The 24,932-nt window shown below is 70.7% G+C and carries 21 protein-coding genes; 7 read left to right on the top strand and 14 right to left on the bottom strand.

Going from position 1 to position 24,932, the window contains the following annotated elements:
• Nucleotides 1-2: 2 nt before the first annotated feature.
• Nucleotides 3-1,265 (bottom strand): ABC transporter substrate-binding protein, encoded by a 1,263-nt coding sequence (locus EDF40_RS06360; protein ID WP_260236183.1) that lies wholly within the window; start codon nucleotides 1,263-1,265, stop codon nucleotides 3-5.
• Between the two features lie 168 nt (nucleotides 1,266-1,433).
• On the opposite strand from EDF40_RS06360, the gene EDF40_RS06355 reads away from it, so the two are divergent.
• Nucleotides 1,434-2,690, top strand: a complete 1,257-nt coding sequence (locus EDF40_RS06355; RefSeq protein WP_123338728.1) for an ROK family protein — start codon at nucleotides 1,434-1,436, stop codon at nucleotides 2,688-2,690.
• On the opposite strand, the gene EDF40_RS06350 is transcribed toward EDF40_RS06355, so the two are convergent.
• Both EDF40_RS06350 and EDF40_RS06345 read right to left on the bottom strand, forming a co-directional pair.
• Complete coding sequence (locus tag EDF40_RS06350; protein WP_123338729.1) at nucleotides 2,596-3,318, bottom strand: CoA pyrophosphatase; 723 nt, start codon at nucleotides 3,316-3,318, stop codon at nucleotides 2,596-2,598. The two genes, EDF40_RS06355 and EDF40_RS06350, sit on opposite strands and share 95 nt — an antisense overlap.
• A gap of 140 nt (nucleotides 3,319-3,458) precedes the next feature.
• On the bottom strand, nucleotides 3,459-4,289 hold the full coding sequence (locus EDF40_RS06345; RefSeq protein WP_185002833.1) for a siderophore-interacting protein: 831 nt from the start codon (nucleotides 4,287-4,289) through the stop codon (nucleotides 3,459-3,461).
• A 112-nt stretch (nucleotides 4,290-4,401) separates the two neighbouring features.
• Here EDF40_RS06345 and EDF40_RS06340 point away from each other — a divergent pair, with 112 nt between their 5' ends.
• Entirely contained in the window at nucleotides 4,402-4,923 is a 522-nt protein-coding gene (locus EDF40_RS06340) for a hypothetical protein (protein ID WP_123338730.1), read from the top strand.
• 83 nt (nucleotides 4,924-5,006) lie between these two features.
• Here EDF40_RS06340 and EDF40_RS06335 read toward each other — a convergent pair whose 3' ends face one another.
• The 11 genes from EDF40_RS06335 to EDF40_RS06285 form a co-directional block, all read right to left on the bottom strand.
• Entirely contained in the window at nucleotides 5,007-5,954 is a 948-nt protein-coding gene (locus EDF40_RS06335; RefSeq protein WP_185002831.1) for a glycoside hydrolase family 16 protein, read from the bottom strand.
• A gap of 352 nt (nucleotides 5,955-6,306) precedes the next feature.
• Complete coding sequence (locus tag EDF40_RS06330) at nucleotides 6,307-7,500, bottom strand: alpha-hydroxy acid oxidase (protein WP_123339032.1); 1,194 nt, start codon at nucleotides 7,498-7,500, stop codon at nucleotides 6,307-6,309.
• A gap of 128 nt (nucleotides 7,501-7,628) precedes the next feature.
• Nucleotides 7,629-9,104 (bottom strand): rhamnulokinase family protein, encoded by a 1,476-nt coding sequence (locus EDF40_RS06325; RefSeq protein ID WP_123338731.1) that lies wholly within the window; start codon nucleotides 9,102-9,104, stop codon nucleotides 7,629-7,631.
• A 5-nt stretch (nucleotides 9,105-9,109) separates the two neighbouring features.
• Nucleotides 9,110-11,209, bottom strand: a complete 2,100-nt coding sequence (locus EDF40_RS06320; protein WP_123338732.1) for a bifunctional aldolase/short-chain dehydrogenase — start codon at nucleotides 11,207-11,209, stop codon at nucleotides 9,110-9,112.
• Between the two features lie 4 nt (nucleotides 11,210-11,213).
• On the bottom strand, nucleotides 11,214-12,386 hold the full coding sequence (gene rhaI / locus EDF40_RS06315) for an L-rhamnose isomerase (protein ID WP_123291971.1): 1,173 nt from the start codon (nucleotides 12,384-12,386) through the stop codon (nucleotides 11,214-11,216).
• Between the two features lie 400 nt (nucleotides 12,387-12,786).
• A complete protein-coding gene (locus tag EDF40_RS06310; protein ID WP_123338733.1) occupies nucleotides 12,787-15,093 on the bottom strand; it encodes an alpha-L-rhamnosidase in 2,307 nt (768 codons plus the stop codon).
• Nucleotides 15,094-15,212: 119 nt separating this feature from the next.
• On the bottom strand, nucleotides 15,213-16,019 hold the full coding sequence (locus EDF40_RS06305; RefSeq protein WP_235036067.1) for a carbohydrate ABC transporter permease: 807 nt from the start codon (nucleotides 16,017-16,019) through the stop codon (nucleotides 15,213-15,215).
• A gap of 86 nt (nucleotides 16,020-16,105) precedes the next feature.
• Nucleotides 16,106-17,041: a carbohydrate ABC transporter permease gene (locus EDF40_RS06300; protein ID WP_243649937.1), complete on the bottom strand. Its 936-nt coding sequence runs from the start codon at nucleotides 17,039-17,041 to the stop codon at nucleotides 16,106-16,108.
• A gap of 4 nt (nucleotides 17,042-17,045) precedes the next feature.
• The gene (locus EDF40_RS06295) at nucleotides 17,046-18,395 is read right to left on the bottom strand and encodes an ABC transporter substrate-binding protein (RefSeq protein ID WP_123338734.1); all 1,350 of its coding nucleotides are present in this window, start codon (nucleotides 18,393-18,395) and stop codon (nucleotides 17,046-17,048) included.
• 326 nt (nucleotides 18,396-18,721) lie between these two features.
• Nucleotides 18,722-19,807 carry a LacI family DNA-binding transcriptional regulator gene (locus EDF40_RS06290; RefSeq protein WP_123338735.1) on the bottom strand — a complete coding sequence of 362 codons (1,086 nt, stop codon included), beginning with the start codon at nucleotides 19,805-19,807 and terminating at the stop codon, nucleotides 18,722-18,724.
• A gap of 79 nt (nucleotides 19,808-19,886) precedes the next feature.
• Nucleotides 19,887-20,897 carry a LacI family DNA-binding transcriptional regulator gene (locus EDF40_RS06285; protein ID WP_123338736.1) on the bottom strand — a complete coding sequence of 337 codons (1,011 nt, stop codon included), beginning with the start codon at nucleotides 20,895-20,897 and terminating at the stop codon, nucleotides 19,887-19,889.
• Nucleotides 20,898-21,368: 471 nt separating this feature from the next.
• Between EDF40_RS06285 and EDF40_RS06280 the strand changes: the two genes are divergently transcribed.
• From EDF40_RS06280 to EDF40_RS06260, 5 genes are all read left to right on the top strand, one after another.
• A complete protein-coding gene (locus tag EDF40_RS06280; protein WP_221180441.1) occupies nucleotides 21,369-22,724 on the top strand; it encodes an MFS transporter in 1,356 nt (451 codons plus the stop codon).
• Nucleotides 22,721-23,062 (top strand): L-rhamnose mutarotase, encoded by a 342-nt coding sequence (locus EDF40_RS06275; protein WP_123338737.1) that lies wholly within the window; start codon nucleotides 22,721-22,723, stop codon nucleotides 23,060-23,062. The genes EDF40_RS06280 and EDF40_RS06275 overlap by 4 nt, the downstream gene beginning before the upstream one ends.
• 63 nt (nucleotides 23,063-23,125) lie before the next feature.
• Nucleotides 23,126-23,383, top strand: a complete 258-nt coding sequence (locus EDF40_RS06270; RefSeq protein ID WP_123338738.1) for a hypothetical protein — start codon at nucleotides 23,126-23,128, stop codon at nucleotides 23,381-23,383.
• Between the two features lie 23 nt (nucleotides 23,384-23,406).
• Nucleotides 23,407-23,838 (top strand): DNA methylase, encoded by a 432-nt coding sequence (locus EDF40_RS06265; protein WP_123338739.1) that lies wholly within the window; start codon nucleotides 23,407-23,409, stop codon nucleotides 23,836-23,838.
• A gap of 175 nt (nucleotides 23,839-24,013) precedes the next feature.
• Nucleotides 24,014-24,928 (top strand): metallophosphoesterase, encoded by a 915-nt coding sequence (locus tag EDF40_RS06260; protein WP_123338740.1) that lies wholly within the window; start codon nucleotides 24,014-24,016, stop codon nucleotides 24,926-24,928.
• The last annotated feature ends 4 nt before the right edge of the window (nucleotides 24,929-24,932 follow it).

Genomic DNA, 24,932 nt, shown 5'->3' with positions numbered 1-24,932 from the left:
CCTTACGCGGCCGTGCGGAGCGCGAGACGCGCCCAGTCGGCGTCGAGGGTGCGGAGCTGGCGCTGCGGGTCGCCGCCGAAGGCGATCGACTGCGCGTAGTTCGCGACCGGGATCTCGGCGGGGATGAGCTGCGACGCACCGAGGTAGAAGGCGGCGTCGTCGTAGTACGACTGCATGCCGGTCAGCGCCGGGTTCGACGCCGGGGGAGCGTCCTTGCGGACACCGAAGCCGTTGTTGTCGGCGTTGTACTTGTCGTTGACCTTCGACTGCATCAGGAACGTCAGGAACTCGCGGGCGGCCTCCTGCTTGCGGGACGCCTCCGGGATCCAGAGCGCCAGGTCGACGTTCACCCGCACCTTGTTGTCCGCGGCGTCGTCGGTGACGGGCAGCGGGAAGGTGCCGAGGTCCATGTCCTTGTTCGTCTTGGCGATCTCGCCGAGCGCCCACGGCCCCTGCAGGTACATCGCGGCCTTGCCCTGTGCGAACGCGAGGTTGCCGTCGCCGTACCCGCGGCTGGCGGCACCGTCCTGGTGCCATGCGCGCAGCTGGGTCATGCGTTCCATCGGCGTCCGGAGGTCCTTCTCGAACGACACCGACGAGTCCTTGCCGACCTTGGTTCCTTCGTCGCGGAGTGCCGCGAACGTCTTCGGGGTGTCGATCGCACCACCGACCGTGTAGTCGAACATGCCCTGCGCGATCGTCCAGTTGTCCTTGAACGTCCCGTAGATCGGGGCGATGCCGGCCTGCTGCAGGCGCCCGCAGAGATCGGCGAACTCGCTCCAGGTCGTCGGCACCTCGAGCCCCTGCTCGGCGAACAGTGCCTTGTTGTAGATCACCGAGGCGGCGGTCACCGAGTACGGCAGCGCGCTCTTGCGACCCGGGTAGTCGGCGGTCTGCTGCATGAGCGGCCACAGGTCCGGGTTGATCGTGTCGGCCTGCGACAGGTCGGAGAGGTCCGTCAGGGCTCCGTGCTCGACGAACGGCACGACCGAGAAGTTGTAGTTCCAGCAGCCGAGGTCCGGCGGCCGGTTCCGGACGAAGTTCGCGGACATGCTCGAGGTCGAGTCGCGGACGACCCGCACCTTCGACTGGCTGTCGTGGAACTGCGCGATGACGCCGTCGAAGTACCCGATGACCTCGGGCTTCGAGACGTAGAACGTGATGGTCTCCGGCTTGGCGCTCGAGGACCCGATCGGGGCGCACCCGGCGAGCGCGAGGCCCGCTCCGATGCCGCCGGCTCCGAGCAGGAACGAGCGTCGGCTCACCGATGCCGCCGTCCTGGTCGTGGCGTGTGGTTGCACGTCGTCTCCGTCCGTCCGGACCCGGCAGCCCTGCCGTTCCGTCCTGCGATCGGCTCCGATGCCGACCGCGTGACTAAATCTAGCGACAAAATCTAATTACGCAAGGAACTCGTTGCGCGATAAGGTCACCGCATGCCGCCACCCCGTCGAACGAGCGCCGAGACACTGCTCGCGCACGCCTTCGACGCGGGCGCCTTCACCGCGACCGAGGCCATCGACGCCACCGGCCTGACCCGCTCGACCGTGCTGGCCGCGTGCGAGGAACTCGTCCGGCTCGGCTGGCTCCACGAGCTCGACGACGCCCGTGCCGCCGGGGAGTACCGGATCGGCCGACCCGCCCGCCGCTACGGACTCGACACCGCCGCCGGGGTCGTCGTCGGCGTGGACGCCGGACAGCACCGGGTCACCGCCATCGTCGCCGACCTGCGCGGCACCGTGCTCGGGCGCGCCGAAGGGGCACTCGGTGAGTCGGGACTCGAGGTCCCCGTCCGGCTCGCAGTCCTCGCCCACACCGTGGACGACGCGCTCGCCGCGGCCGGAGCCGACCGCTCTCGCGTCCTGGTCACCGTCGTCGGCATCCCCGCGCCGGTCGACGCCGGCGGGGCATCGCCGGGCGACGGCGGCTTCTGGGACCGGATGAACCCGGGCTTCGCCGGCGCCGTCCCGCACGGCCGCGTCGTCGTCGAGAACGACGCGAACCTCGCCGCGCTCGCCGAGCGGCCGTCCTCGGGGGACGCCTCGTTCGCCGCGCTGCTCTCCGGCGAGCGGTTCGGCAGCGGCCTCGTGGTCGACGGTGTGCTGCTCCGCGGTGCCCACGGCGGCGCGGGGGAGATGCGCGTGCTCGACATCGTCCAGGGCGTCGGGTCGTCGGACGGCATCGGTGCGACGGCGCGGACGCTGGTCGCCGAGGCCGTCGCTGCGGGCGAGGTCCGGCCGGGCAGTCCGCTCGCGGTGGACGCCGGCGCCTCCGCCGTGTTCCGCGCGGCGCAGGACGGCGACACCGTGGCGCTGGCGATTGTCGACCGCCTCGGCGACCGACTGGCCCGTGTCTGCGTCCTGCTCGCCAGCCTGCTCGACATCGACCGCGTGGTGGTCGCCGGTGCGATCGCCCAGCCTGCGGTCGCCGTCATCGACCGTGCCCGTGCGCTGCTCGGCGGCTGGCACTTCGACCCCGTGCCCGACCTGGTGGCGTCGACGCTCGGCGGCGACGTCGTCGTCATCGGGGCCGTCGCTCACGCGGTGGACGCGGTCCGTGCCGACCCGCTGTCGTTCCCGCTGGGCGGTGTCGACCGGGTCAGTGTCGACGATCGAGCGGCAGTTCCCGCTCCCGATCCCAGTCCTCGGTCCACCCGAGCCGGTCGAACAGCGCATCCAGCAGCATCGCGGTGAACCCCCACACCAGGTGGTCGTCGTGGTGGTCGCCGTCGTCGTGGTCGCCGTGCTCCGCATCGACGGTGAAGCCCGGCCCGCGCCACTCCTGACCACCGCGTCGGATCACCGTGACCCCGCGGTTCGCCGGGTCGAGCAGGTCCGCCACGGGGACCCGGAACACCGCGGCCGACTCGCGCTCGTCGACGACCCGGATCGGGGACGGCTCGCGCCACCACCCCAGCACCGGGCGCACCAGGTGGTTCGAGAACGCCAGCGGCACCGCGGGCAGCGTGCCGAGGACCTCGACGCCCGTCGGGTCGAGCCCGGTCTCCTCCTGCGCTTCGCGGAGGGCTGCGGCGACGGCGTCGGCATCGCCCGGGTCGATCCGTCCGCCGGGGAACGCGACCTCGCCCGGGTGCGCGCGCAGGGTCGTGGCACGGGCGAGCAGCAGGACGTCCAGGTCACGCTGGACGTCGGCGGCGACGGCCGGACGGTCGCTGGGGGTGCGGTCGAGCGTGCCGAAGAGCATCAGGACGGCGGCGTGCCGCGGGCTGGCCGTGCCGCCCGGTTCGACGAGCGGCTCGGCGTCGCCCCACCCGGTCGCCGCGACCCCCGCCAGTGCTGCGCGTGCGCGCCCGTCGTCCATCACCCGCCCACCCTAGGCGTGCGGCGCCGGTGGCCGTGCGGCGTGCGCCTGCGCCGTGCTTCGTGAGCAGAAATGGTCGGGTCGGGAATCGGCACTCGACCATTCCTGCTCACGAAGTCGCTGGAGGTGCCCGGGTGCAGTCAGCCGGACCGGCCCGCTCGCCAGTAGCCGGTGAAGGCGATCCGCTCCTTCGGGATGCCCGCACCGACCCAGTGCCGTCGCGCTCCGCCGGCGAGGGACTGCTCGCCGGCGACCCAGGCAGCGTGGTCGGGGCTCACCGACGATCGGGTGACCGCGTCGAGCGCCGCGGCTCCGGGACGTCGACCGGGTTCGCGGGTGATCCACGTCACGTCGATGCCGGTCGGGGCATCGACAGTCCGCACGTCGGCGTCCGTCGGGACCTCGAGGATCGCGGTGCCCTTGGTCGAACCGGGGAGCGATTCGAGGATCCCGGCTGCAGCGGGCAGGGCGCTCTCGTCCGCGACGATCACGATCGGACGACCGAGGGCGTCCCGGTCGAAGCCGATGCCCTCGTCGATGAGCCCGGCCACGTCGCCGGGCTGTGCGACGAGCGCCCACCCGGCCGCGGTCGGTCCGGTCGGTGCGTGGTCGTCACCACTGCCGTGCACCACGAAGTCGACGTCGAGCTCGTCGCCCTGGTGCAGTCGGCGGAGGCTCCGGACGGTGTAGCTGCGGAGGATCGGTCGGCTCGCCTTCGCCACCGTCAGGAACTTCAGGTAGCTCACCGTGTCGAGCTTCTGCGGGGCCCGCGTGAGGTCAGGGCCGTCCACCGGCAGGAACAGACGGAACCACTGGTCGTAGCCCATGTGGGTGAAGCGGCTCAGGTCGTCGCCGCCGAACACCACGCGGATGAAGGACGGCGAGATCCGTTCGGTCCGCACGACGTGCAGGGTGAGGAGCTCGACGCGTTCCGGCTTCGTACGGGTCGCCTGCATGTTCGTCCGTGCCATGTAGGTAAGGCTAACCTAACTAATACCCGAGCGGGAGGTTCAGTCGACTCCCGGGAGCCGTCGGCATGGTGGAGGAACCGAGGAGCACTCGCACATTCGATGAGGAGACACCGTGGACCGCTTCCGAAGACTGCCGCTGCCGGCGCTGCTGCCCATCCTGTTCGTGCTGGTCGGCGGACTGTACTTCGCCATCGGTCTTGCTTCGAACCCCGACGGTGGCGGTCTGGCCGCCCGCGCGATCGGATCGCTCTTCTCCGCCGTCTTGATGACGGTGTTCTTCGGCTTCCTCATCGCCTACCGTCGCCGCCGAGCGGGTGGCACCGAGGGTGCTGCCGCGATCCAGCGAGCGGTGCGCTCGGGAGACCTGCCGGCTGACATCGACCACGTCGTGTGGACCCGCGAGCTCGAGTCGACCCGCAAGCGGTACCGGAACAACCGGGTCATCGTGCCGATCATGGTCGTCGTCTTCGCGGCCTTCTCGGTCTGGGCTGCCATGACGGTCAGTCCGTTCTGGTGGGCGATCCTGGCGCTGTTCGTGGGGATGTGCGCGTACTCCGTCTGGGAGACCCGACGGGCACTGCGGAACATCGAGCAGCTGCTGACCAGCCTGCGCGGAACCTGGACCGTGCGCTGACGTCGCGGTCCTCATCCAGTGAGCAGAAGACGTCGGGTACCCGTGCGGGACCCGACGTCTTCTGCTCACTGTGGGCCGAACGCTCACTCCGTGGTGGAGACCCAGTCGATGAGCAGGTTGCCCCGGTCGCCCCAGTTGCCGACCTGGAACATGAAGCGGTGCGGGGTCGTCGGCACGTCGTGGGTGATGGTGTCGAGGACCTTGCCGTCGACGCTGTAGGTGACCGACTCTCCGGGCACCCAGTCCACCGTGTAGGTGTGCCAGTCGCGCCACGAGACACCGGTGCCGATCTGGACGCGGTCGGCTTCCTTGCCCGGGGTCATCGAGTGGTGGAAGGCCGAGGGGCTGTCCTCGAAGTTGCCCTCGGGGAAGTCGATCTCGCCGTCGGACCAGGTGCCCGACGTCGGCCACAGCATGAACGCCGCGCCGTTGCCGTCGCCACCGGTCGCCTTGGCGCGGACGGAGAACGAGCCGCCGACGTGGTCCCAGGCTCCAGCGGAGGAGCCGAACGTGCCGGCCGCCCCCGCTCCGGTGCCGAGGGCGACGTCCATGACGCCGTCGTGCACCGAGACGGTCTTGCTCGGCGCGTAGATGCCGGAGGTGCCGTCGGGGTAGGGCTGCCACGACTGCGGGTAGAGCCGCGAGACGAGGCCGGTGACGGCGTCGGTGGTGAAGTCCTCGACGAACGAGGCGTCCGGCGCAGCGGAGGTGTCGGCGACCTCGTTCTGCGGTTCGGCCGAGGCCTCGGCCTCCGGCTCCGCGGCTTCGGTCGGGGTGGTGTCCTCGATCGGTGCGGCCTCGGCGGTCGGCGCGGGCGTCTCCGTCGGCGTCGCGTCCGACTCCTCGTCGTCCGAGGGGGCCGGGGTCGCAGTGTCCGAGGGGGTGGGAGTGGGGGTCACCGGGGCGTGCTGCCCGTGGCGGTGTCCGCCCCAACCCCACCAGCTGTCAGCGGAGGCGGCGGAGGCGGTGGGGACTCCGAGTGCCAGGCAACCGGCGGTCGCTGCCGCCAGGATCGCGCGACGGCGGCTCATCGGGTGTGCCGTTCGGTGGTGGGGGTGGTGGGGGTGTTGGGCGTGGTGGTCGCGGGGGTCGTGCCGCGCATGGGCGTGCACGTGCTTCGGGTCGAGATGTCGGGCTCCTCGTGGTGCTCGGGCGCAGGATGCGGGGAGGGGACGGCGCGCCAGGGGGCAGGATGCCGAGGGGTTCGGTGACGCGTCCACGGACATCTTGCATCATTTGTGCCCCGTTCGGGGGTAATCGCCCGAATCGGCACTCGAACACGCGGTGAACGGCGGGCACACGAGACTCGGGGTGGGCGACCGGGCTCGCGGCCGAAGCCGCGGGAACCGTCGCCCACCCCGAGTCTCGGGCCAGCCCGCAGCCTCAGCCGCGCGGCACCGGCTGCAACCGCTGCAGCTGCGTCACGTGCCCGGGCTCGAGCTCGTCGAGCGACGTGACCCCGAGCAGCCGCATCGTGCGCTCGATCTGCTCCGACAGGATCTGGATCATCCGGTCGACGCCGGCCTCGCCTCCCGCCATCAGCCCGTACAGGTACGCCCGGCCGACCATCGTGAACTTCGCACCGAGTGCCACGGCGGCGACGATGTCCGCGCCCGACATGATGCCGGTGTCGAGGTGCACCTCGGTGTCCATGCCGACCTCCTTGACCACGGAGGGCAGCAGGTGGAACGGCACGGGTGCGCGGTCGAGCTGGCGTCCGCCGTGGTTCGACAGCGTGATCCCGTCGACGCCCATGTCCGCCAGACGACGCGCGTCGGCCAGGGACTGCACGCCCTTGACGACGACCTTGCCCTTCCACTGGTCGCGGATCCAGGCGAGGTCCTCGTAGGTGACGGTCGGGTCGAACATGTGGTCGAGGAGCTCCCCGACGGTGCCGGACCACCGGTCGAGCGACGCGAACGCCAGTGGCTCGGTGGTCAGGAAGTCGAACCACCACCACGGCCGCGGGATGGCGTTCAGCACGGTCCGGGCGCTCAGTTGCGGCGGGATCGAGAAGCCGTTGCGCTTGTCACGCAGTCGCGCGCCGGCGACGGGCACGTCCACGGTGACGAGCAGCGTGTCGAACCCGGCCTTCTCGGCGCGGGAGACCAGCGCCATCGACTTCTCGCGGTCCTTCCACATGTACAGCTGGAACCAGTTGCGGCCGTTCGGGTTGGCGTCGCGGACGTCTTCGATCGCCGTGGTGCCCATGGTGGAGAGCGAGAACGGGATGCCCGCGCGTCCCGCTGCTTGGGCCCCGGCGCGCTCGCCCTCGGTCTGCATCATGCGCGTGAACCCGGTGGGGGCGATGCCGAACGGGTACGCGACCGGCGCGCCCAACACCGAACGTGACGTGTCCACGGACGACACGTCACGCAGGATCGCGGGTGTGAACTCGATGTCCTCGAACGCCTGGCGGGCGCGGGCGAGCGAGATCTCGGCCTCGGCGGCGCCCTCGGTGTAGTCGAACGCGGCCTTCGGCGTGCGGCGGGCGGCGATGTCGCGCAGGTCCCAGATCGTCAGGGCCTGTTCGAGGCGCTGACGCCGACCGGGCAGCGAAGGCTTCTTGAACTGCATGAGCGGCGCGAGGTCACGCACGGTCGGCAGCTGCCGCTTGATCGGTGTCCGCCGGGTCGACGGCGCCCCGGGGGTCGCTGCCGGAGCCCCGGTCGCGGGGTCGACTCGGTGCTGGTCGTCGATCGAGGTCATACAGACATCCTACGTCTCGGTGTGGATTGTGGGGAGGTGTGATCGGCCCGCGGGGTGTACCGGACGGGCTCGACGGTGCGGGCGATCGTCGCGCGCAGGGCCTCGAGCGAGGCGCCGCGCAGGCCGCCGAGTCCGGCTGCCCGCGCCTGCACCAGGATGTTGCCGAGTGCCGTCGCCTCGACGGGCCCGGCCAGGACGGGCACCCCGGTGCGGTCGGCCGTCAGCTGGCAGAGCAGCCGGTTCTGCGATCCGCCGCCGACGATGTGCACCTGTCGGACGTCTTTGCCCGTGATGGTGCTGATCGTCGCAAGTGTCTCCGCGTACGCGGCGGCCAGCGACTCGAGGATCGAGCGCACGAACTCGGCCCGCGACGCGGGCGCGCTCAGCCCGTGGTCGCCGCACCAGGCGGCGATGCGCGCGGGCATGTCGCCGGGCGCCGTGAACGACTCGTCGGCGGGGTCGAAGACGGGGACCGGGGCCGTGACGGCCGCGGCGGAGGCGAGCAGGGCCTCCAGGTCGATGCTCGCGCCGTCACGTTCCCAGGTGCGGACGCTCTCGGAGAGCAACCACAGTCCGGACACGTTCTTCAGGAACCGGACGCGGCCGTCGACCCCGCCCTCGTTGGTGCAGTTCGCGTCGCGCGCCGCGTCCGACAGGACGGGTGCGTCGAGCTCGACGCCGACGAGTGACCAGGTGCCGGAGGAGATGTACGCGAAGTCCGGTTCGGTCGCGGGGACCGCGACGACGGCGGAGGCCGTGTCGTGCGAGCCGACGAGCGTGACGGGTGCCTGCCCGCCGACCGCGTCGGCGACGGACGGCAGCAGGGGCCCGAGTCGGTCGCCCGGGTCACGCAGGGTGGGCAGGAGGCCGGCCGGGAGGCCCGCAGCAGCCCGCAACGCCGGGTCCCACCCGCGGGTCGTCGCGTTCAGGACCCCGGTCGTCGACGCGTTCGTGCGCTCGGCCGCCTCGACACCGGTGAGCCAGTAGCCGAGCAGGTCGGGGACGAGCAGCGCCCGCTGCGCGAGCTGCAGCGACGGGTCGGCAGCGAACTGGAACACCGTGTTGAAGGGCAGGTGCTGCAGGCCGTTCCGTGCGTACAGCTCGGCCGCGTCCATCCGTCGGTGCACGCGGTCGACGCCGCCCTCGTGCCGCTCGTCGCGGTAGTGGTACGGCAGCCCGAGCAGCCGACCGTCGCGCAGCAGGCCGTAGTCCACCGCCCACGAGTCGATGCCGATGCTGACGATCGCCGGGTGCGTGGCGAACGCCTGACGGAGGCCGTCGGTCACCTGTCGGTGGAGCTCGACGACGTCCCAGTGCAGGGCCTCGCGGTCGTGCTCGTGCAGGGTCACGGGGCCGTTCGGGAACCGGGCGACGTGCTCCATCCGGACGCCGTCGGTGTCGACGTGCCCGAGGATCACGCGGCCGCTGGTGGCCCCGAGGTCGACGGCGGCGACGGTGCCGCTGGTGGACACTGCTTCTACCTCAGGAACGCGGCGGCGACACCCGCGTCGACGGGCACGTGCAACCCGGTCGTGTGCGAGAAGTCGTCGGTGCAGATGGCGTAGACGGCGTTCGCGACGTTCTCGGGCACGACCTCGCGCTTGAGGATGGTGCGCTGGGCGTAGAACGCGCCGAGGTCCTGCTCCTCGATGCCGTAGGTCTTCGCGCGGTTCGCTCCCCAGCCGCTCGCGAAGATCCCCGAGCCACGGACGACGCCGTCGGGGTTGATCCCGTTGACGCGGACACCGTGCTCGCCGAGCTCCGCCGCCAACAACCGGACCTGGTGCGCCTGGTCGGCCTTCGTCGCCGAGTACGCGATGTTGTTCGGACCGGCGAACACCGAGTTCTTCGACGAGATGTACACGATGTCACCGCCGAGGCCCTGCTCGATGAGGACCTTCGCCGCCGCCTTGGACACCAGGAACGACCCCTTCGCCATGACGTCGTGCTGCAGGTCCCAGTCCTGTTCGGTGGTCTCGAGCAGGCTCTTGCTGAGCGACAGTCCGGCGTTGTTCACGACGAGGTCGAGGCCGCCGAAGTGCAGCAGCGTCTCTTGGATGGCCTGCTCGATCTCCGCTGCGGACGTCACGTTCGCCGCGACGCCGATGGCCCTGTCCGTGTTCCCGATCTCCGCGGCAGCGTCTTGCGCCTTCGCCAGGTCGAGGTCGGCGATGACGACCGCGGCACCCTCGGCGGCCAGGCGCTTCGCGATCGCCTTGCCGATGCCGCTCGCGGCTCCGGTGACCAGGGCGATGCGGGTGGCGAGCTTCTTGGGGGCCGGCATCCGCTGCAGCTTCGCCTCTTCGAGGGCCCAGTACTCGATGCGGAACTTCTCGGCCTCGTCGATGGGGTCGTAGGTGCTCAACGACTCGGCGCCGCGCATGACGTTGATGGCGTTCACGTAGAACTCGCCGGCGACGCGGGCGGTCTGGGCGTCCTTGCCGTACGAGAACATCCCGACGCCGGGCACCAGCACGATGAGCGGGTCGGCACCGCGGATCGCGGGGGAGTCCGGGTTCGCGTGGCGGTCGTAGTAGGCCTGGTAGTCCGCGCGGTACTGCTCGTGGAGTTCGTGCAGGCGGGCGGTCTGCTCGTCGACGCTCGCGGTGGCGGGCAGGTCGAGGATGAGGGGCTTCACCTTGGTGCGCAGGAAGTGGTCGGGGCAGCTCGTGCCGAGCGCGGCGAGCTCCTCGGCGCGCGACGACGCCAGGAAGTCGAGCACGACGTCGCTGTCGGTGACGTGCCCCACCACCGGCTTGTCGCGCCCGGCGATGCCGCGGATCGTCGGTGCGAGGGCGGCGGCGCGTGCGTGGCGTTCGTCGGTCGGCAGCGCCTCGAAGCCTGCTCGGGTCCCGCCGAACGGGTCGGCCTTCCCGTGCTCCGCGATGTACTGCTCGGCGGTGTCGATGATCCAGCGCGAGTTCGCCTCGGCCTCCTCGCTCGTCTCGCCCCAAGCCGTGATGCCGTGGCCGCCGAGGATCGTGCCGATCGCCTGCGGGTTGTCCCGCTTGATCGCGGCGATGTCGAGCCCGAGCTGGAACCCGGGTCGGCGCCACGGCACCCACACCACCGTGTCGCCGAAGATCGTCGACGTCAGAGCCGGTCCGTCCGCCGCCGTCGCGATGGCGATGCCGGCGTCCGGGTGCAGGTGGTCGACGTGCGCGGCGTCGACCAGGGCGTGCATCGCCGTGTCGATGGACGGGGCAGCACCGCCCTTGCCGTGCAGCGTGTAGTCGAACGCGGCGACCATCTCGTCCTCGCGCTCCACCCCCGGGCCTGTGTCTGATGCGTACATGTCCTGGAGGGCACGGACGCGGTCGACGCGCAGGACTGCGAGGCCCGCCGGGGTGAGGGTGCCGAGGTCGCCCCCGGAGCCCTTCACCCAGAGCAGCTCCACCGGCTCGCCCGTGACCGGGTCGGTGTCGGTGCCCTTCGCCGAGGTGTTCCCGCCGGCGTAGTTCGTGATCCGCGGATCCGAGCCGAGCGCGTTCGAGCGCGCGATGAGTGCACTGATCGTGGTGTCTGCGTCGGTGCCGTGCGTTGCGGGGTCCACCCGAGCCTCCAGTGTGTGTGCCATGTGTCTACGCGCCCCAACCGGCCTGGACGCCGCCGACGCGGTCCTCGGCGATCGACTGCTGGTACCCGGAGTCCAGGTACGCGCGCATCGGGTTCGCCGGCAGACCGCGGGATTCGCGCCACGCGGCGAGGTCCGCCCGGACGTCGGTCTGGTACGCGTCCATGAAGACCTCGTTCGCGCCGAGGACGTCGTGGGCCTCCTGCGCTGCGGTCAGGGCCACGCGGTCGAGGAGCAGTGCCCGGGCCGTCATCTCCTGCACGTTGAGCACGGAGCGGATCTGACCGGGGATCTTGTCCTCGATGTTGTGGCATTGGTCGAGCATGAACGCGACGTCGTGGTTGTCGTAGCCGCCGCCGCGGATGACCTCGACCAGGATGCGGAACAGCTGGAACGGGTCCGCTGCGCCCACGATCAGGTCGTCGTCGGCGTAGAACCGCGAGTTGAAGTCGAAGCTGCCGAGCTTCCCGAGGCGCAGGAGCTGCATCACGATGAACTCGATGTTCGTGCCGGGGGCGTGGTGGCCGGTGTCCAGGCAGACCATCGCCTTGTCACCGAGCGCGGCCGTCTGCACGTAGCTCGTGCCCCAGTCCGGAACGTCGGTGTGGTAGAACGACGGCTCGAAGAACTTGTACTCGAGCACCAGGCGCTGGTCGGCACCGAGGCGGTCGTAGATCGTGCTGAGCGACTCGTGCAGGCGGTCCTGGCGGGAGCGCATGTCCTCCTGCCCGGGGTAGTTCGAGCCCTCGGCGAGCCAGATCTTCAGGTCGCGGCTGCCGGTGGCGTCCATCACGTCGATGCAGCGCAGGTGGTGGTCGATCGCCTTCTGCCGGATCGTCTCGTCGACGTGGGTCAGCGCGCCGAACTTGTAGTCGTCGTCCTGGAACGTGTTCGAGTTCACGGTGCCCAGGGAGACGCCGTGCTCTTCGGCGTGCCGCTTGAGGTCGCTGAAGTCGTCGACGAGGTCCCAGGGGATGTGCAGTGCCACGGTCGGTGCGAGGCCCGTGTACTTGTGCACCTGGGCGGCGTCGGCGATCTTCTCGTACGGGTCGCGCGGGGTGCCGGGCGTGCTGAACACCTTGAAGCGGGTGCCGGAGTTGCCGAAGGCCCAGCTGGGCAGCTCGATCTGCTGTCGTGCGAGCTGGTCGGCGATGCCGGTGAAGGTCGGGGTCGATGTCATCGTGTCACTTCCTCGTGTGCGATTGAATCGTTTCATACAGTACGGGTCGCGGCGGGCTGCCGCAACCGTGTGGGGTGGTGCTGCGTCGCGCGCCCCGTTGCGGTCTTCGCGCCCCGGAGAGTCGGGGCGCGATGCGCGCACGGGGGCGCGACACGGGACGGGCGGGGGTCGGGCGCGACACGGGACGGGCGCGGGACGAGCGCGGGGCGGGCGCGGGGCGGGCGCGGGACGAGCGCGCTGGCGGGTTGCGCGCCCCGTTGCGGTCTTCGCGCCCCGAAGAGTCGGGGCGCGAAGACCGCCCGGGGGCGCGACGCCGGGCGAGCGCCGTCAGGCGTCCCACGCGCCCACGCGCCCGCGCGCCCACCGTGACCGGCCCATCTTCCGCGCTCCCCCCCCCCTGCTACGCCGCGGGGACCGCAGCCGGCGCGCGCAGCTCGTGCGAGCCGGCGCCGAGCTGCTGCTCCGCTGCACCAGGCAGGCGCACAACCGCGGTGACACCCTCCGGCACCTGTGCACGGACGAGCAGCTCGCCGTCGACGAGCTCCCACCGCACCGCGATGTGCCCGTGCACGGAGTCGAGCGACGTCGACGCCCACGTCAGGCCGCCGCCCGGCTGCGGCGCGATGAGCACGGAGGCGTACCCCGGCTCGAGCGCCGACAGACCGCCGACCACCCGGTGCATCCAGTCCGCCACGGCACCGAGTGCGTAGTGGTTGAACGAGGTCATCTCACCCGGGTTGATGGTGCCGTCCGGCAGCATCGAGTCCCAGCGCTCCCAGACCGTCGTCGCACCCATCGTCACCGGGTACAGCCACGACGGGCACTCCGTCTGCAGCAGCAGCCGGTACGCGTCGTCGAGGTGGCCGGTCTGCGTCAGCGCGTCGGTGATGAACGGCGTACCCGCGAAGCCCGTCGAGATCCGGTACCCGGACTGCTCGGCCAGCTCCGCCAGGCGGTCGCCCGCACGGCGCTCGTCGTCCTCGTCGAGGATGCCGAACACGATCGCGAGCGCGTAGACGGTGGTGCAGTCGCTCCGGATGCGGCCGTCGGTCACGTAGTGCTGACGGAACGCGGCCTGGAGGCCCGTGGCGAGCTCCTCGGCCTCCGTCGCCTCCGCCTCGTGGCCCGTCAACCGCGCCGCCTGCGCCACCAGGGTCGCGCTGCGGTACGCGCACGCCGTCGCGACGACGCCCGGGTCGGCCTTCGCCTTGGCGGCGTCCTCCGGCGGGGCGTCCGGGTCGAGCCAGTCGCCGAACTGGAAGACGGTGTCCCACAGGCCCTCGGGTGACAGGTGTCCCTTGATGCGGTGGAGGTGCGCCGTCATCGAGTCGAGCTGCTCCTCGAGCACCGCGGTGTCGCCGTACGCCTGGTACAGGGTCCACGGCACCCACACGCCGGCGTCCGACCAGATGGCGGTGGCGTCGGGGGTGCCGAAGTCCTCGGCCGGGGAGTACTTGAGCACGTCCGGCACCACGAACGGGATGACACCGTCGGCGTGCTGCTGCTCGAGCCACACGTCGCGGAGCCAGTCGCCCAGGAACGCGCGGGTGTCGAACAGGTAGGACGCCGTCGGCGCGAACGCCGCGATGTCGCCCGTCCAGCCGAGGCGCTCGTCACGCTGCGGGCAGTCGGTCGGGACGCTCAGGAAGTTGCCCTGCATGCCCCGGATGACGTTGTCGTGGAACGTGTTGAGCAGCTCGTGGCTGGACTCGAAGGTGCCCGTCCGGGTCAGGTCGGAGCCGACCTGCACCGCGGTGACGGCCGATCGGAGTTCGTCGAGCGTGCCGGTCCATCCGTCGACCTGGGCGTACCGGAAGCCGTGGAAGGTGAAGCGGGGCTCGAAGTGGTCCTCGCTGCCGCTCAGGGTGAAGTGGTCCGTCGCCTTCGCGGTGCGCAGCGGGCGGGTGCCGAGCTCGTCGTGTTCGAGCACCTCGGCGTGCTTCAGGGTCAGCACCGTGCCCGCGGGCCCAGAGGCGACCACGCGGAGCCAGCCCACCAGGTTGACCCCGAAGTCGATCAGCGTCGCGCCGGACGGACTCGTCCAGACCTCGACGGGGGCGATCTCGGCGAGGGGCCGGACCGGCGGCACGGTGTCGGCGACGAGTTCGCGCTCGCCGATGTCGACGGTGCGCACGGCGCTGGTGCGTCCCTCGTGTCCGTCGACGCTCGGTGTGGTGACCTCGCCGGGCGTCAGGAAGGAGGCGTCGCGGAGCCGGGCGTCGATGTCCTCGCCGTCGTACAGCTGGTCGTCGGTGATCGCGCTGGACAGGGCCTGCCAGTCCGTGTCGGTGGCGACCAGCTGTTCGTGGCCGTCGGCGAAGGTGATGCGGAGCTCGGCGAACCCGGCGGCCTCGTCGGCGTACCAGCCGCCGCCACCACCCCAGGCGAGCCGACCGGCGGCCCAGCCCTTGCCGAGCACGAGTGCCAGCACGGCGGCGCCACCCGCGGGCGTCTCGGTCAGGTGCGCCGTGACGTCGTGCGAGACGACGCGGATGCGCCACTCGTAGCTCGTCCACCCCGGTTCGAGCAGGTGGTCGGAGACGCGTTCGCCACCGAGCCACGCCTCGACGACGCCGAGGGCGCTGACGTCGAGGGTCGCTCCGGTGACCGCGCCGTGGCCGTCGTCGAGGGTGAACTCACGGCGCAGGATCGGTGCGCTCCCGAGGTCGGCGTCGCTCGTGATGAACGGTGCTGTCCAGGCGGTCATGTGGTGTGTCCTTTCACGCGACCGGTCGTCGTCGACCGGTGCGGGGTCCGGGGCCCGGCCGCCCGCCCGGGTGGGCGGTGCGGCGGAGGCGGGTCGCGCCTCCAGGCCGGGGTCGGGCGTCAGCCCTTGACGGCGCCGCTGGTCATGCCGGCGACGATCTGGCGGTTGAAGAAGATGTAGAGGATCAGCGGCGGGATCGTGATGAGCAGGACGTCGGTGAACAGCAGGTTGAGCTGGCTGACCGACTGGCTCTGGAACGAGTAGAGCGTCTGCTGCACCGTGGCGTTCTCGGACCCCGGCAGGAAGTACAGCGGGTTCGTGAAGTCGTTGAACACCGTGACGGACTGCACGAGCACGACCGTGATGATGACCGGCTTGAGCAGCGGCAGTACGACGCCGAAGAACAGACGGATCGGTCCGGCGCCGTCGAGGACGGCTGCCTCGTCGAGCTCCTTCGGGATCGTCGCCACGAACGCCCGGAAGAGCAGGATGCAGAACGACAGGCCGAAGGTCGCCTCGATGAGGATCATCCCGCCCATGGTCTTGAACAGGTTGAGCCCTTGCAGCACCCAGATCGTCGGGACGATCGCGGGCGGGACGATGAGGCCCGCCAGGACGAAGAAGTTGATCACACCGTTCCACTTGCTCGGACGACGCTGCAGCACGTACCCGACCATCGCGGAGAACACGACCATCACGATCACGCTGCCCACGGTCAGGACCGCACTGTTCAGGAACGCGCGGACGATCACGCCGTCACCGGATCCGAACACGGCCTGCAGGTTCTGCCAGAGCTGCCACTCGGTCGGCAGGCTGAAGCCGAGCTGGTTCGCCTCGGCCGGGTTCTTCATGGCTTGCAGCAGGACGAAGACGAACGGCACCAGGAACACCACGAAGCTGACGACGATGGCGATCGAGCCGATGATCCATCGGCGGGTCCGGCCCGGGTGGCGGTTCTGGCTCGCCGGCGTCGGCGCACGGCCGGCGGTCCGGCGGGGGCTGGTGACGGCGGTCACAGGTCCGCCTCCTTGCGGTTGAGGAGCCACGAGATCGGGACCATGATCGCCGTGACGACCACGAACAGGACCACGTTGCCGGCGGTCGACAGGCCGTAGAACCCGGCCTGGTACTGCTTGTAGATGACGCTCGCGATGACGTCACTGGTGAACCCTGGCCCACCGCCGGTCATCGCCCAGATGAGGTCGAAGGACCGCAGCCCGCCGATCAGCGACAGGATGATGACGGTGCCCATCGCGGGACGCGACAGCGGCAGGGTGATGTTCCGGAAGATCGACCACGCGCTCGCGCCGTCGACCCGTGCGGCCTCGAAGTACTCCTGCGGGATCGCCACGATGCCGGCGATGAAGATGAGCGTCGCGATGCCGACGCCCTTCCAGACGTCCACCGCGGCGACGCTCCACAGGGCGAGTGCCGGGTCGGTCAGCCACCCCGGAGTGGGGAGGCCGACCGAGCCGAGGACGCCGTTGATGATCCCGTGGAACGGGTCCATCAGCGCCTTGAACGTGATGCCGATGCCGATCGTCGACACGAGCACCGGGAAGAACACGACCGCCCGCAGGTAGCCGCGCCCCAGCACGGGCGACGTGAGGAGCAGGGCGAGGGCGAGTCCGATGACCACCTTCGCCGCGCTCGTCACGAAGCCGTACTGGAACGTGTGCACGAACCCGGAGACGAGCTGCGGGTCCTGGAAGAACCGGACGAAGTTGTCGAAACCGATGAAGGTCTGGTCGAACAGCGTCCAGCGGGTGAGGGAGAAGTAGAACCCGGCGAAGGTGGGGACCGCGAAGAACACGACGTACAGCGCGATCGCGGGGATGAAGAACCACGCGGGGTAGAACGAGCGCATCCGCTTGCGCGCGGGACCGGTCCCGCCGGAACCCGCTCGGGTCTTCGCCGGCTCGAGTGCCGTCGTGAGTGTCGCGGTCACCGTGTCACCAGCCCTTGATGCCGAGCTGCTGGGCCTGCTGGACGACGTCGTCGTCGTACTGGTCAGCACCCTTGGCTGCGTTGGTGATGCCCGAGCCGACCTGCACGCAGATCTTCTCGAGGTTCGGGCCCTTGATCGGGGACAGGAACTCGAGCGCCGGGCTCGCCTTGCCGTCGTCCAGGTACTTCTGCAGGTCGTCGATCATCGGGGGCACGTCGTCCGGCAGCGAGCAGGTCGAGATGACGTACGGGCCACCGGGCGTTCCGGTGTCGTTCTGCACCTTGCAGCCGTCGGCCGAGTTCGCGAAGGCGATGAACTTCTTCGCCGCGGCGAGCTTGTCGCCCTCGGTGGTCTTCGGGATGTACAGGCCGTTCGGTTCCCAGATGGTCAGGTTCGTGTCGTCGGCGTCCTCGGCCGGCAGCGCGAACGCTCCGATGTCCTTGACCGCGTCGGGGCTGTCCTGCTGCAGGGTCGAGATCGCGTTCGTCAGCATCGGGTACTGCGCCCCCGTGCCGTCGGCGAGCATCTTCAGGCCGTTCGCTTGCGTGGCCGAGGCGTAGTCCTCGTTGTAGAGGTCCTTGTCCTTGCCCTCGGCGAGGTGGTCGAAGCCGGCGAGTGCGGGTTCCTTGGCGTAGGACTCCTTGTTGGCGGTGTAGTTCTCCGCCCAGTCCTTCTGCTGCGCCGTGATGTTGGCGAAGTCGCCGAGCACGAACAGCTGGCTGGTCCAGGTGTCGCCGTACGTCTGGATGATCGGGGCGACCTTGCCGGCGTCCTTGATCTTCTCGCTGTTGCTGATGAACTCGTCCCACGTGGTGGGGACGCTGAGGCCGAGGTCGGCGTAGACCTTCTTGTTGTACATGACGCCGCCGCCGAAGCTCGTGCCGAACGGAGCGCCGTAGACGCCCTTGTCGGTGCTGACGACCTTGGTGAACTGCTCGTCGACGTCCTTCGTCCAGCTCTCGTCGGACAGGTCCACCAGGGTGTTGTCCGGGTTGAGGGCCTGCATGAGCGAACCGGAGTTGTAGTTGAAGACGTCGGCCATCTCGCCGGTCGACAGCTGGGTCTTCACCAGGTTGTCGCCGTCGGTGCCCTGCGGGCGGGTGTCGAACTTGACCGTGATGTCGGGGTTGGCCTTCTCGAACGCCTCGATGAGCGGCTTCGCGGTGGCTGCGGTCGCGGGTGAGTTGTCGGCCTGGTAGGTGATCTGCACCTTGCCGCCGCCTTCGTCGGCGGAACCGCCGGACGAACACGCCGCGAGCCCGCCGATCAGGACCGTGGCGCCGCCGATGGCGACGAGCCGTTTGACGACGGCGCGCTTGGTGAGCGTCCTCGTGGTCAGGGAACGAGCTGACATTCCTTACCTCCTCGTAAGGCCCGGGGCGGGGTACCCCGGGTGAAACGGACCCGGATCCCGCGTCGTCGTGGGCTCCGGTTGTTGCTGTTTAGAACGTTTCAATCAGGATGGAACCACGTGGATTGAAGCGTGTCAATCGCTGTGCCGATTTCGTTACGGGAACGCGCATGCCTGGTGCGCGCGGTCCGCGTTGCCCGGCCTGCCCGCCCCGCCCCCATCCCGCCCCACCCGCGAAAGCGACAGAGTGCCGCGAACTGTTCGCGTGGATCTGTCGCTTTGCCGGACCAGACGGCGTCCCGTGACGCAGGACTGTCGTTTTCGGGCGCTCAGGCCTCGGTGCGGCGCGGGTCGCTCGGCGCCGTCGCCCGCGCGGCCGCTGCACCGGCTCGGCCGAGCGTGCTCTCGCGGGGGACGAGCTCGCTGCCGAGCACCACGGTGCGGTGGACGTGCATCGGGTCGGAGAGTTCCTCGAGCAGCAGGGCCACGGCGGTCGCGCCCATCTCCTCGCCGTGCATGGTGACCGAGGTCAACGGCACCGCGCCGCCCCACGCCACCGAGTTGTGGTCGCACCCCGACACCGGGATGTCCTCCGGCACGCGGATGCCGGCGGCTCGGAGCTCGGAGACGACCGCCATCGCGAGCAGGTCGGTGACACCCAGGACACCGTCGGGCCGCTCGGCGACCGGCATCGCGGCGATCCGCGCGCCGGCGTCGGTACCGCCGGGCGGGTCGATGTCACCGGCGTCGACGTCGACGAGTTCGACTCCGGGGTGTTCCGCGATCGCGCGGAGGAGCCCTGCACGACGACGGGCCACCGGCTGCAGGTCGGGGCGGGCACTCACGAAGCCGATGCGTCGGCAGCCCTGCTCGATGAGGTGCTGCGCGGCGACGTACCCGGCCTGCTCGTTGTCGACGACCACCGAGCAGGCGTCCACCTCGGTCGGTTCGTAGTTGACGTAGACGACGGGCAGGCCGTGCTGCTTCGCTGCCTCGACCTGTGCGCGGGACTCCGTCATCGAGGCCAGCAGGATGCCGGACACCCGGGTGCTCTCGAGGAACGCGAGGTGTTCGCCCTGCGCCTCGAGGTCGTTCTCGCTGCTGGCGACGAGCAGGGTGCGCCGGCGTTCGCGGGCGGTCGTGTGCGCGCCGCTCACCACGTCGGTGAACAGCGAGTTGCGGAGCGAGGCGACCACGAGACCGATCGCCCGGGTGCTGCCGGACACCAGTGCTCGGGCGTTGCGGTTCGGCGTGTACCCGAGTTCGGCGATCGCGTCGTGCACGCGTGCGGCCGTGGGCTCGGCGACCCGCTCGGGGTGGTTCAGGACGTTCGAGACCGTCGCCAGCGAGACGCCGGCGCGAGCTGCGACGTGGTGCACGCTCGGCGGGCCGTCGCGCCGCGGGACATGCACCATGCTCCGATCGTAGGCCGCAGCGGCGGCCGATCCGTGCCGCAGAGCCGGGCCGGCTGGTGGGTAGACGCGAGGCGGTCGGCTACGCGTCGGCGACGGAGGACTGCCGGACCACGAGCTCCGGCGTGAACTCGACGTGCTCGAGGTCGATGCCCTGCCCGAGCTCGACCTGCTTCGTCAACAGCTCGATCGCCTGGCGCCCGAGGTCCTGCGCAGGCTGACGCACCGAGGTCAACGGGACGACGGCTGCCTCGGCGAAGGCGATGTCGTCGTAGCCCACGATCGCGATCTCGTCCGGCACCGCGATCGTGCCGCGCATGATGAACGCCTGTTCGAGACCGACCGCGAGCAGGTCGTTCGCCGCGAACACCGCGTCCGGCCGTCCGGCGCGGGGGCGTGCCTGGAGTTCTTCGCCGATGCGACGCCCTTCGAGCACCGACAGTGACGCGGTCGGCAGGACCTCGAGCTCGATACCAGCTGCCCGGGCCGCCGACAGTGCCCCGGCATGCCGGTCGGCAACCTGGCGGATGCTGGACGGGCCACCGACGAACGCGATGCGCGTCCGCCCGATGGCCGCGAGGTGCTCGACCGCGATGCGACCGCCCGCGACGTCGTCCACCGACACCGAGGCGAAGTGCTCGTCGTCGGCGCGGCGGTCGACGAGCACGACGGCGGTGCCCTGGTCGCGCAGGCGGGCGAGGCGGGACAGGTCGTCACCAGCGGGGGAGATGAGCAGGCCGGCGACGCGGCGTTCCTCGAACAGGTCGACGTAGGTGCGCTCGCGGTCGGTGGACTCGTCGGAGTTGCCGATCAGGACGGCCAGGCCCTTGTCCATCGCGGCGTCTTCGGCACCGCGGGCGACGTCGGTGAAGAACGGGTTGCCGCCGTCGAGCACGATCAGGCCGACGGTGGAGCTGCGGCCGGCCCGGAGCTGGCGTGCGGAGTCGTTGCGGACGAACCCGAGTGCGGCGATGGCCGACTGCACCCGGTCGACGGTGGTCGGGGCCACCTTGTCGGGGCGGTTCAGGACGTTCGACACCGTCCCCAGGGACACGCCGGCGAGCGCTGCCACCTCTCGCACACTGACCGCCATGTGGCCATCCTGGCATCGCACCTGCGCTTCCGGGCGGTGCGCGCCGTGATCTGTGGAAAACGGCGGACGGGAGGCACGGTGCGGGCTGGACCCGGGCCTCCCGTCCGGTGGGTGGTCGCGTCCACCGCACGGTGCTGGATCGTGGGTGCGGCCGCGCCTCGTGCGTGCTCTGCTCCGGCGTCGCACCGTGCGTGCTGCGCCGCCACGTGCGAGGTTGGCCGCTCGGTGCGCGCTTGCAGCGCCGCACGGAGCGGCCAACCTCGCACCAAGTGAGCGACCACGCACCGTGCGGACGCGGGCCCGCACCGCACCGTGCGGACGTGGGCCCGCACCGCACCGTGCGGACGTGGGCCCGCACTGCGTGGCGCGGACCCGGACGCACGGGCGGACTTGCCAACGCCCGCCGGGGCGCACTATCGTCTCGCTGTCCCGTTGAAACGATTCACTGACGAACACGCGAACGGAGGACCAATGGCGGTCCGCATCGGAGCCCGGAGCACCAGGGGCTGGAAGGCGACCGTCTCGGTCGCCATGTCGAACTACATCGAGTCGGGGTCGATCATCGCGATCGCCACGAGCCTCAGCCTGTGGCAGGCGCAGTTCCACGTCGGCGACCTCGAGGTCGGTCTGCTGGCGAGTCTGTCGGCGAACGCGTTCGGTGCCGCCGCCGGCGCCATCATCGGCGGACCGCTGTGCGACCGCTACGGCCGGAAGTTCATCTACACCTACGACCTGCTGCTCTACATGCTCGGCATCCTGCTCGCGGTCTTCGCCGGCAGCTACGGCATGCTGCTGGTCGGCTTCATCCTGACCGGCATCGCGGTCGGCGCCGGGGTGCCGGCGAGCTGGACCTACATCGCCGAGCAGGCACCAGCGGACAAGCGCGCCGCCCACGTCGGCACCGCGCAGCTCGCCTGGTCGATCGGCCCGATGGTCGGCTTCGCGTTGGCCATCGCCGCCGCACCGCTCGGACTGCTCGGCAGCCGGCTCATCTTCGCGCACCTGTTCGTCGTCGCCGCCGTCGTCTGGTGGCTCCGCCGCGGGCTGCCGGAGTCGGCGATCTGGAAGGACGAGCGCGCCGCGACCGGCACCGCGAACTTCTTCCACGGGATCACCCAGCTGTTCAGCCGGCGTCGGAACCTGACCGCGATGCTGTTCCTGTTCGGCGTCTACGCGCTCTGGAACACCGTCGCCGGGCAGGCCGGTATCTTCCAGCCGCGGGTGTACTCGGCCACCGGGGTCACGAGCGTCACCGAGCAGTACGGCCTGCAGATCCTGGTGTGGGGCTGCACCGTCGCCGCGACCTCCTTCGGCTTCATGCGCTACGGCGATCGGGTCAGTCGACGGTTGCTGTTCGCCCTCGGCGCGGTGCTGGCGATCGTCGCCTGGGCCGTCCTGATCTACGCACCGGCGAACCTCGGCACGCTGCTGTTCTTCGCCGTGGCGTGGGGCATCTCGTCGGGCATCGGCGCCCAGGCGTTCTACGGCCTCTGGACGAGCGAGCTCTTCGCCACCCGGTACCGGGCCAGTGCCCAGGGCGTGCTCTTCCTCGCCGCGCGGGTCATGGTCGGTCTGCTGAGCATCTGGTTCCCGCTGCTGCTGTCGGACATCGGACTCCGTGCGCTCGGCGGTCTCATCCTGGGGCTCCTCGCGATGTCGTTCCTGGTCGGCACCATCTGGGCGCCGCGCACGCAGGGCAAGACACTCGAGGCGATCGAGGCCGAGCGGTACGGCACCGTGACCACCGTCACCGGTACCGTGCGCACCGCCGACGAGCGCGCCGTGCAGGACGCCGAGCAGCGCCGCCGCGCCGAGGCCGACCGGTGACCCGCGTCTGCTTCCGACTGCAGGTGCAGGCCGTGCACCTGGACGCCTACCGCGAGCGGCACGCCGCGGTCTGGCCGGCGATGCTCCGGGCGATCGCCACGGCGGGGCGGCGGAACTACTCCCTGTTCCTCGACGACGACGGCCTGCTGATCGGCTACTACGAGACCGACTCGGTGGCCGATGCCGACGCGTCGCTCGCGGCCTCCGAGGTCGCGAGCGCATGGGAGGCGCACATGCAGGACCTGTTCGACGGTGCCACGGGCCGCGCGGACCAGACCGCGCGGGTGCTGCCCGAGGTGTTCAACCTGGAGGACCAGCTGGCCGCCGCCGCCGAGTGAGGAGCGCTGGAAACCTTGAACGGGGAGTCGTGCGTCGTCGGTCCGCGGCCCTACGGTGGCGGGATGCGATTCCTGCGTGGCCGAAACCCGTTCCAGTTCGCCCTCGGTGCCCTCGCGATCCTGGGCGCGGTGATCCTCGTCGTGCGGTGGATCACGAGCTTCGTCGCGCCGCACACGTACAGCTACGCCTACATCGCGGGTGCCGGTGTCGCGATCGACCTGCCGTTCATCGTGGTCGTCGAGCTCGTCACGATCCTGTCGTTCGTCGGGTGGCTCGTCGTCGGCGCGCTGCACTGGGGACCGCGGCGCACCGACGGCTGAACACCACGGGTAGCGTCCGGTCCATGGCCGACGTGACCCACGCCGCGGACCTCGGGATCGACCTGTCCGACGGCAAGCCCCAACAGCTCTACCGGTGGTTCCTCGCGAGCATGCTCTTCGGCCGGCCCATCCGGCAGGAGCAGGCGGCGGAGACCTACCGCGTCCTCATCGACCACGGGTTCACCAGCCCGGGGAAGTTCGCGGGCGCCGGACGCGAGCAGCTGCGGAGGGTCCTGGACGAGGGCGGCTACGCGCGCTTCGACTACCAGATGACCGATGCCCTGCACGAGACGATGCACACGCTCGACGCCGACGAGGGCTCCGTGTCGCACCTGGTGAAGACCGCGGCGTCGCGGAAGGACCTGCGCGAGCGACTCGGCGCGCTCACGGGGATCGGTCCGAAGACGATCGAGATCTTCCTGCGGGACATCCCGGACGCGGTGCTGCCGGACTGACCGCGAGTGCGTGCCCGGGTGACTTCGTGAGCAGAAACGGTCGGGTGGGGTGACCCGACCCGACCGTTTCTGCTCACGAAGCGCCCACGAAGCGCCCACGAAGCGCCACGACCCGCCACGAAGCGCCCCCGCCCCGCCCAGCCCAGCCACCGCCCCCGTGGCTACCGTGGACCGCATGCAGCCGCCCGCAGCAGGAACCCTCCGCGTCCTCCACCTCTCCGACACCCACCTGACCGGCGACGGCGCTCTGCACCAGGGGTCCGTCGACACCACCGCAGCGCTGGACGGCGTGCTCGCCCGCGTCGACGGAGTGCCCGGCATCGGCCTCGTCGTCATCTCCGGCGACGTCTCCGAGGACGGCAGCCCCGAGTCCTACGCCGCCGTCCTCGAGCGGGTCGGCGGATGGGCGGAGCGTCACGGCGCCGCCCTCGTCGCGGTCCCGGGCAACCACGACCTGCGCGAGGGCTTCCGCCAGGTCCTGTCCAACGGCCACGTCCTCGGCGAGGGCGGTCGCCCCGTCATGCACACGATGGAGTACCACCCGCCGACCGTCCCGGTGTGGGGGCAGTCGCTCGTCGCCGGCCGGAGGATCGTCACGGTCGACACGAGCGTGCCGGGTGCCGGCTACGGCGAGCTCAGTGATGCCAGCCTCGAACGGCTCCGCACCGCGCTCGCCGGGGACCACGCCCCGCACGGCACGGTCGTCGTCCTGCACCACCCGCCCCTGCCGGCCCCGACCGAGCTGCACGAGGCGCTCCGGCTGCAGAACCCCGAGGCGCTCGCCGACGTGATCCGGGGGTCCGACGTCCGCGTGGTCCTGGGCGGGCACTACCACCACCACTTCGCCGGATCACTGGCCGGCGTCCCGGTCCTCGTCGCTCCCGGGGTCGCGAACGACACGGACGTGACCGGCGCCTACGACGAGGAATCCGCGTACGCCGACAGCGGCGCCCTCGTCGTCGACGTCGCCGAGGACGGCTCCGTCTGGTCGACGCCGCTGCGCGTCCCACGCCCCGACGCCGACCCGCTCGCGTTCCACCTCGACGCCGAGACCGTCGCGGCCGTCATCGCGGCAGCCGGCAAGCACTGAGCGG

Source organism: Curtobacterium sp. PhB170 (assembly GCF_003752345.1).
Lineage (GTDB): Bacteria > Actinomycetota > Actinomycetes > Actinomycetales > Microbacteriaceae > Curtobacterium.
This window is presented reverse-complemented; position numbering and strand designations above follow the sequence as displayed.

Coding starts and splice junctions, on each gene's coding strand:
- EDF40_RS06345 (WP_185002833.1), bottom strand. CDS start 4,289: ATGGCACGGACGAACATGCAGGCGACCCGTACGAAGCCGGAACGCGTC.
- EDF40_RS06335 (WP_185002831.1), bottom strand. CDS start 5,954: ATGAGCCGCCGTCGCGCGATCCTGGCGGCAGCGACCGCCGGTTGCCTG.
- EDF40_RS06355 (WP_123338728.1), top strand. CDS start 1,434: ATGCCGCCACCCCGTCGAACGAGCGCCGAGACACTGCTCGCGCACGCC.
- EDF40_RS06310 (WP_123338733.1), bottom strand. CDS start 15,093: ATGACCGCCTGGACAGCACCGTTCATCACGAGCGACGCCGACCTCGGG.
- EDF40_RS06265 (WP_123338739.1), top strand. CDS start 23,407: ATGGCCGACGTGACCCACGCCGCGGACCTCGGGATCGACCTGTCCGAC.
- EDF40_RS06270 (WP_123338738.1), top strand. CDS start 23,126: ATGCGATTCCTGCGTGGCCGAAACCCGTTCCAGTTCGCCCTCGGTGCC.
- EDF40_RS06280 (WP_221180441.1), top strand. CDS start 21,369: ATGGCGGTCCGCATCGGAGCCCGGAGCACCAGGGGCTGGAAGGCGACC.
- EDF40_RS06295 (WP_123338734.1), bottom strand. CDS start 18,395: ATGTCAGCTCGTTCCCTGACCACGAGGACGCTCACCAAGCGCGCCGTC.
- EDF40_RS06285 (WP_123338736.1), bottom strand. CDS start 20,897: ATGGCGGTCAGTGTGCGAGAGGTGGCAGCGCTCGCCGGCGTGTCCCTG.
- EDF40_RS06350 (WP_123338729.1), bottom strand. CDS start 3,318: ATGGACGACGGGCGCGCACGCGCAGCACTGGCGGGGGTCGCGGCGACC.
- rhaI (WP_123291971.1), bottom strand. CDS start 12,386: ATGACATCGACCCCGACCTTCACCGGCATCGCCGACCAGCTCGCACGA.
- EDF40_RS06330 (WP_123339032.1), bottom strand. CDS start 7,500: ATGCAGTTCAAGAAGCCTTCGCTGCCCGGTCGGCGTCAGCGCCTCGAA.
- EDF40_RS06320 (WP_123338732.1), bottom strand. CDS start 11,209: ATGGCACACACACTGGAGGCTCGGGTGGACCCCGCAACGCACGGCACC.
- EDF40_RS06260 (WP_123338740.1), top strand. CDS start 24,014: ATGCAGCCGCCCGCAGCAGGAACCCTCCGCGTCCTCCACCTCTCCGAC.
- EDF40_RS06290 (WP_123338735.1), bottom strand. CDS start 19,807: ATGGTGCATGTCCCGCGGCGCGACGGCCCGCCGAGCGTGCACCACGTC.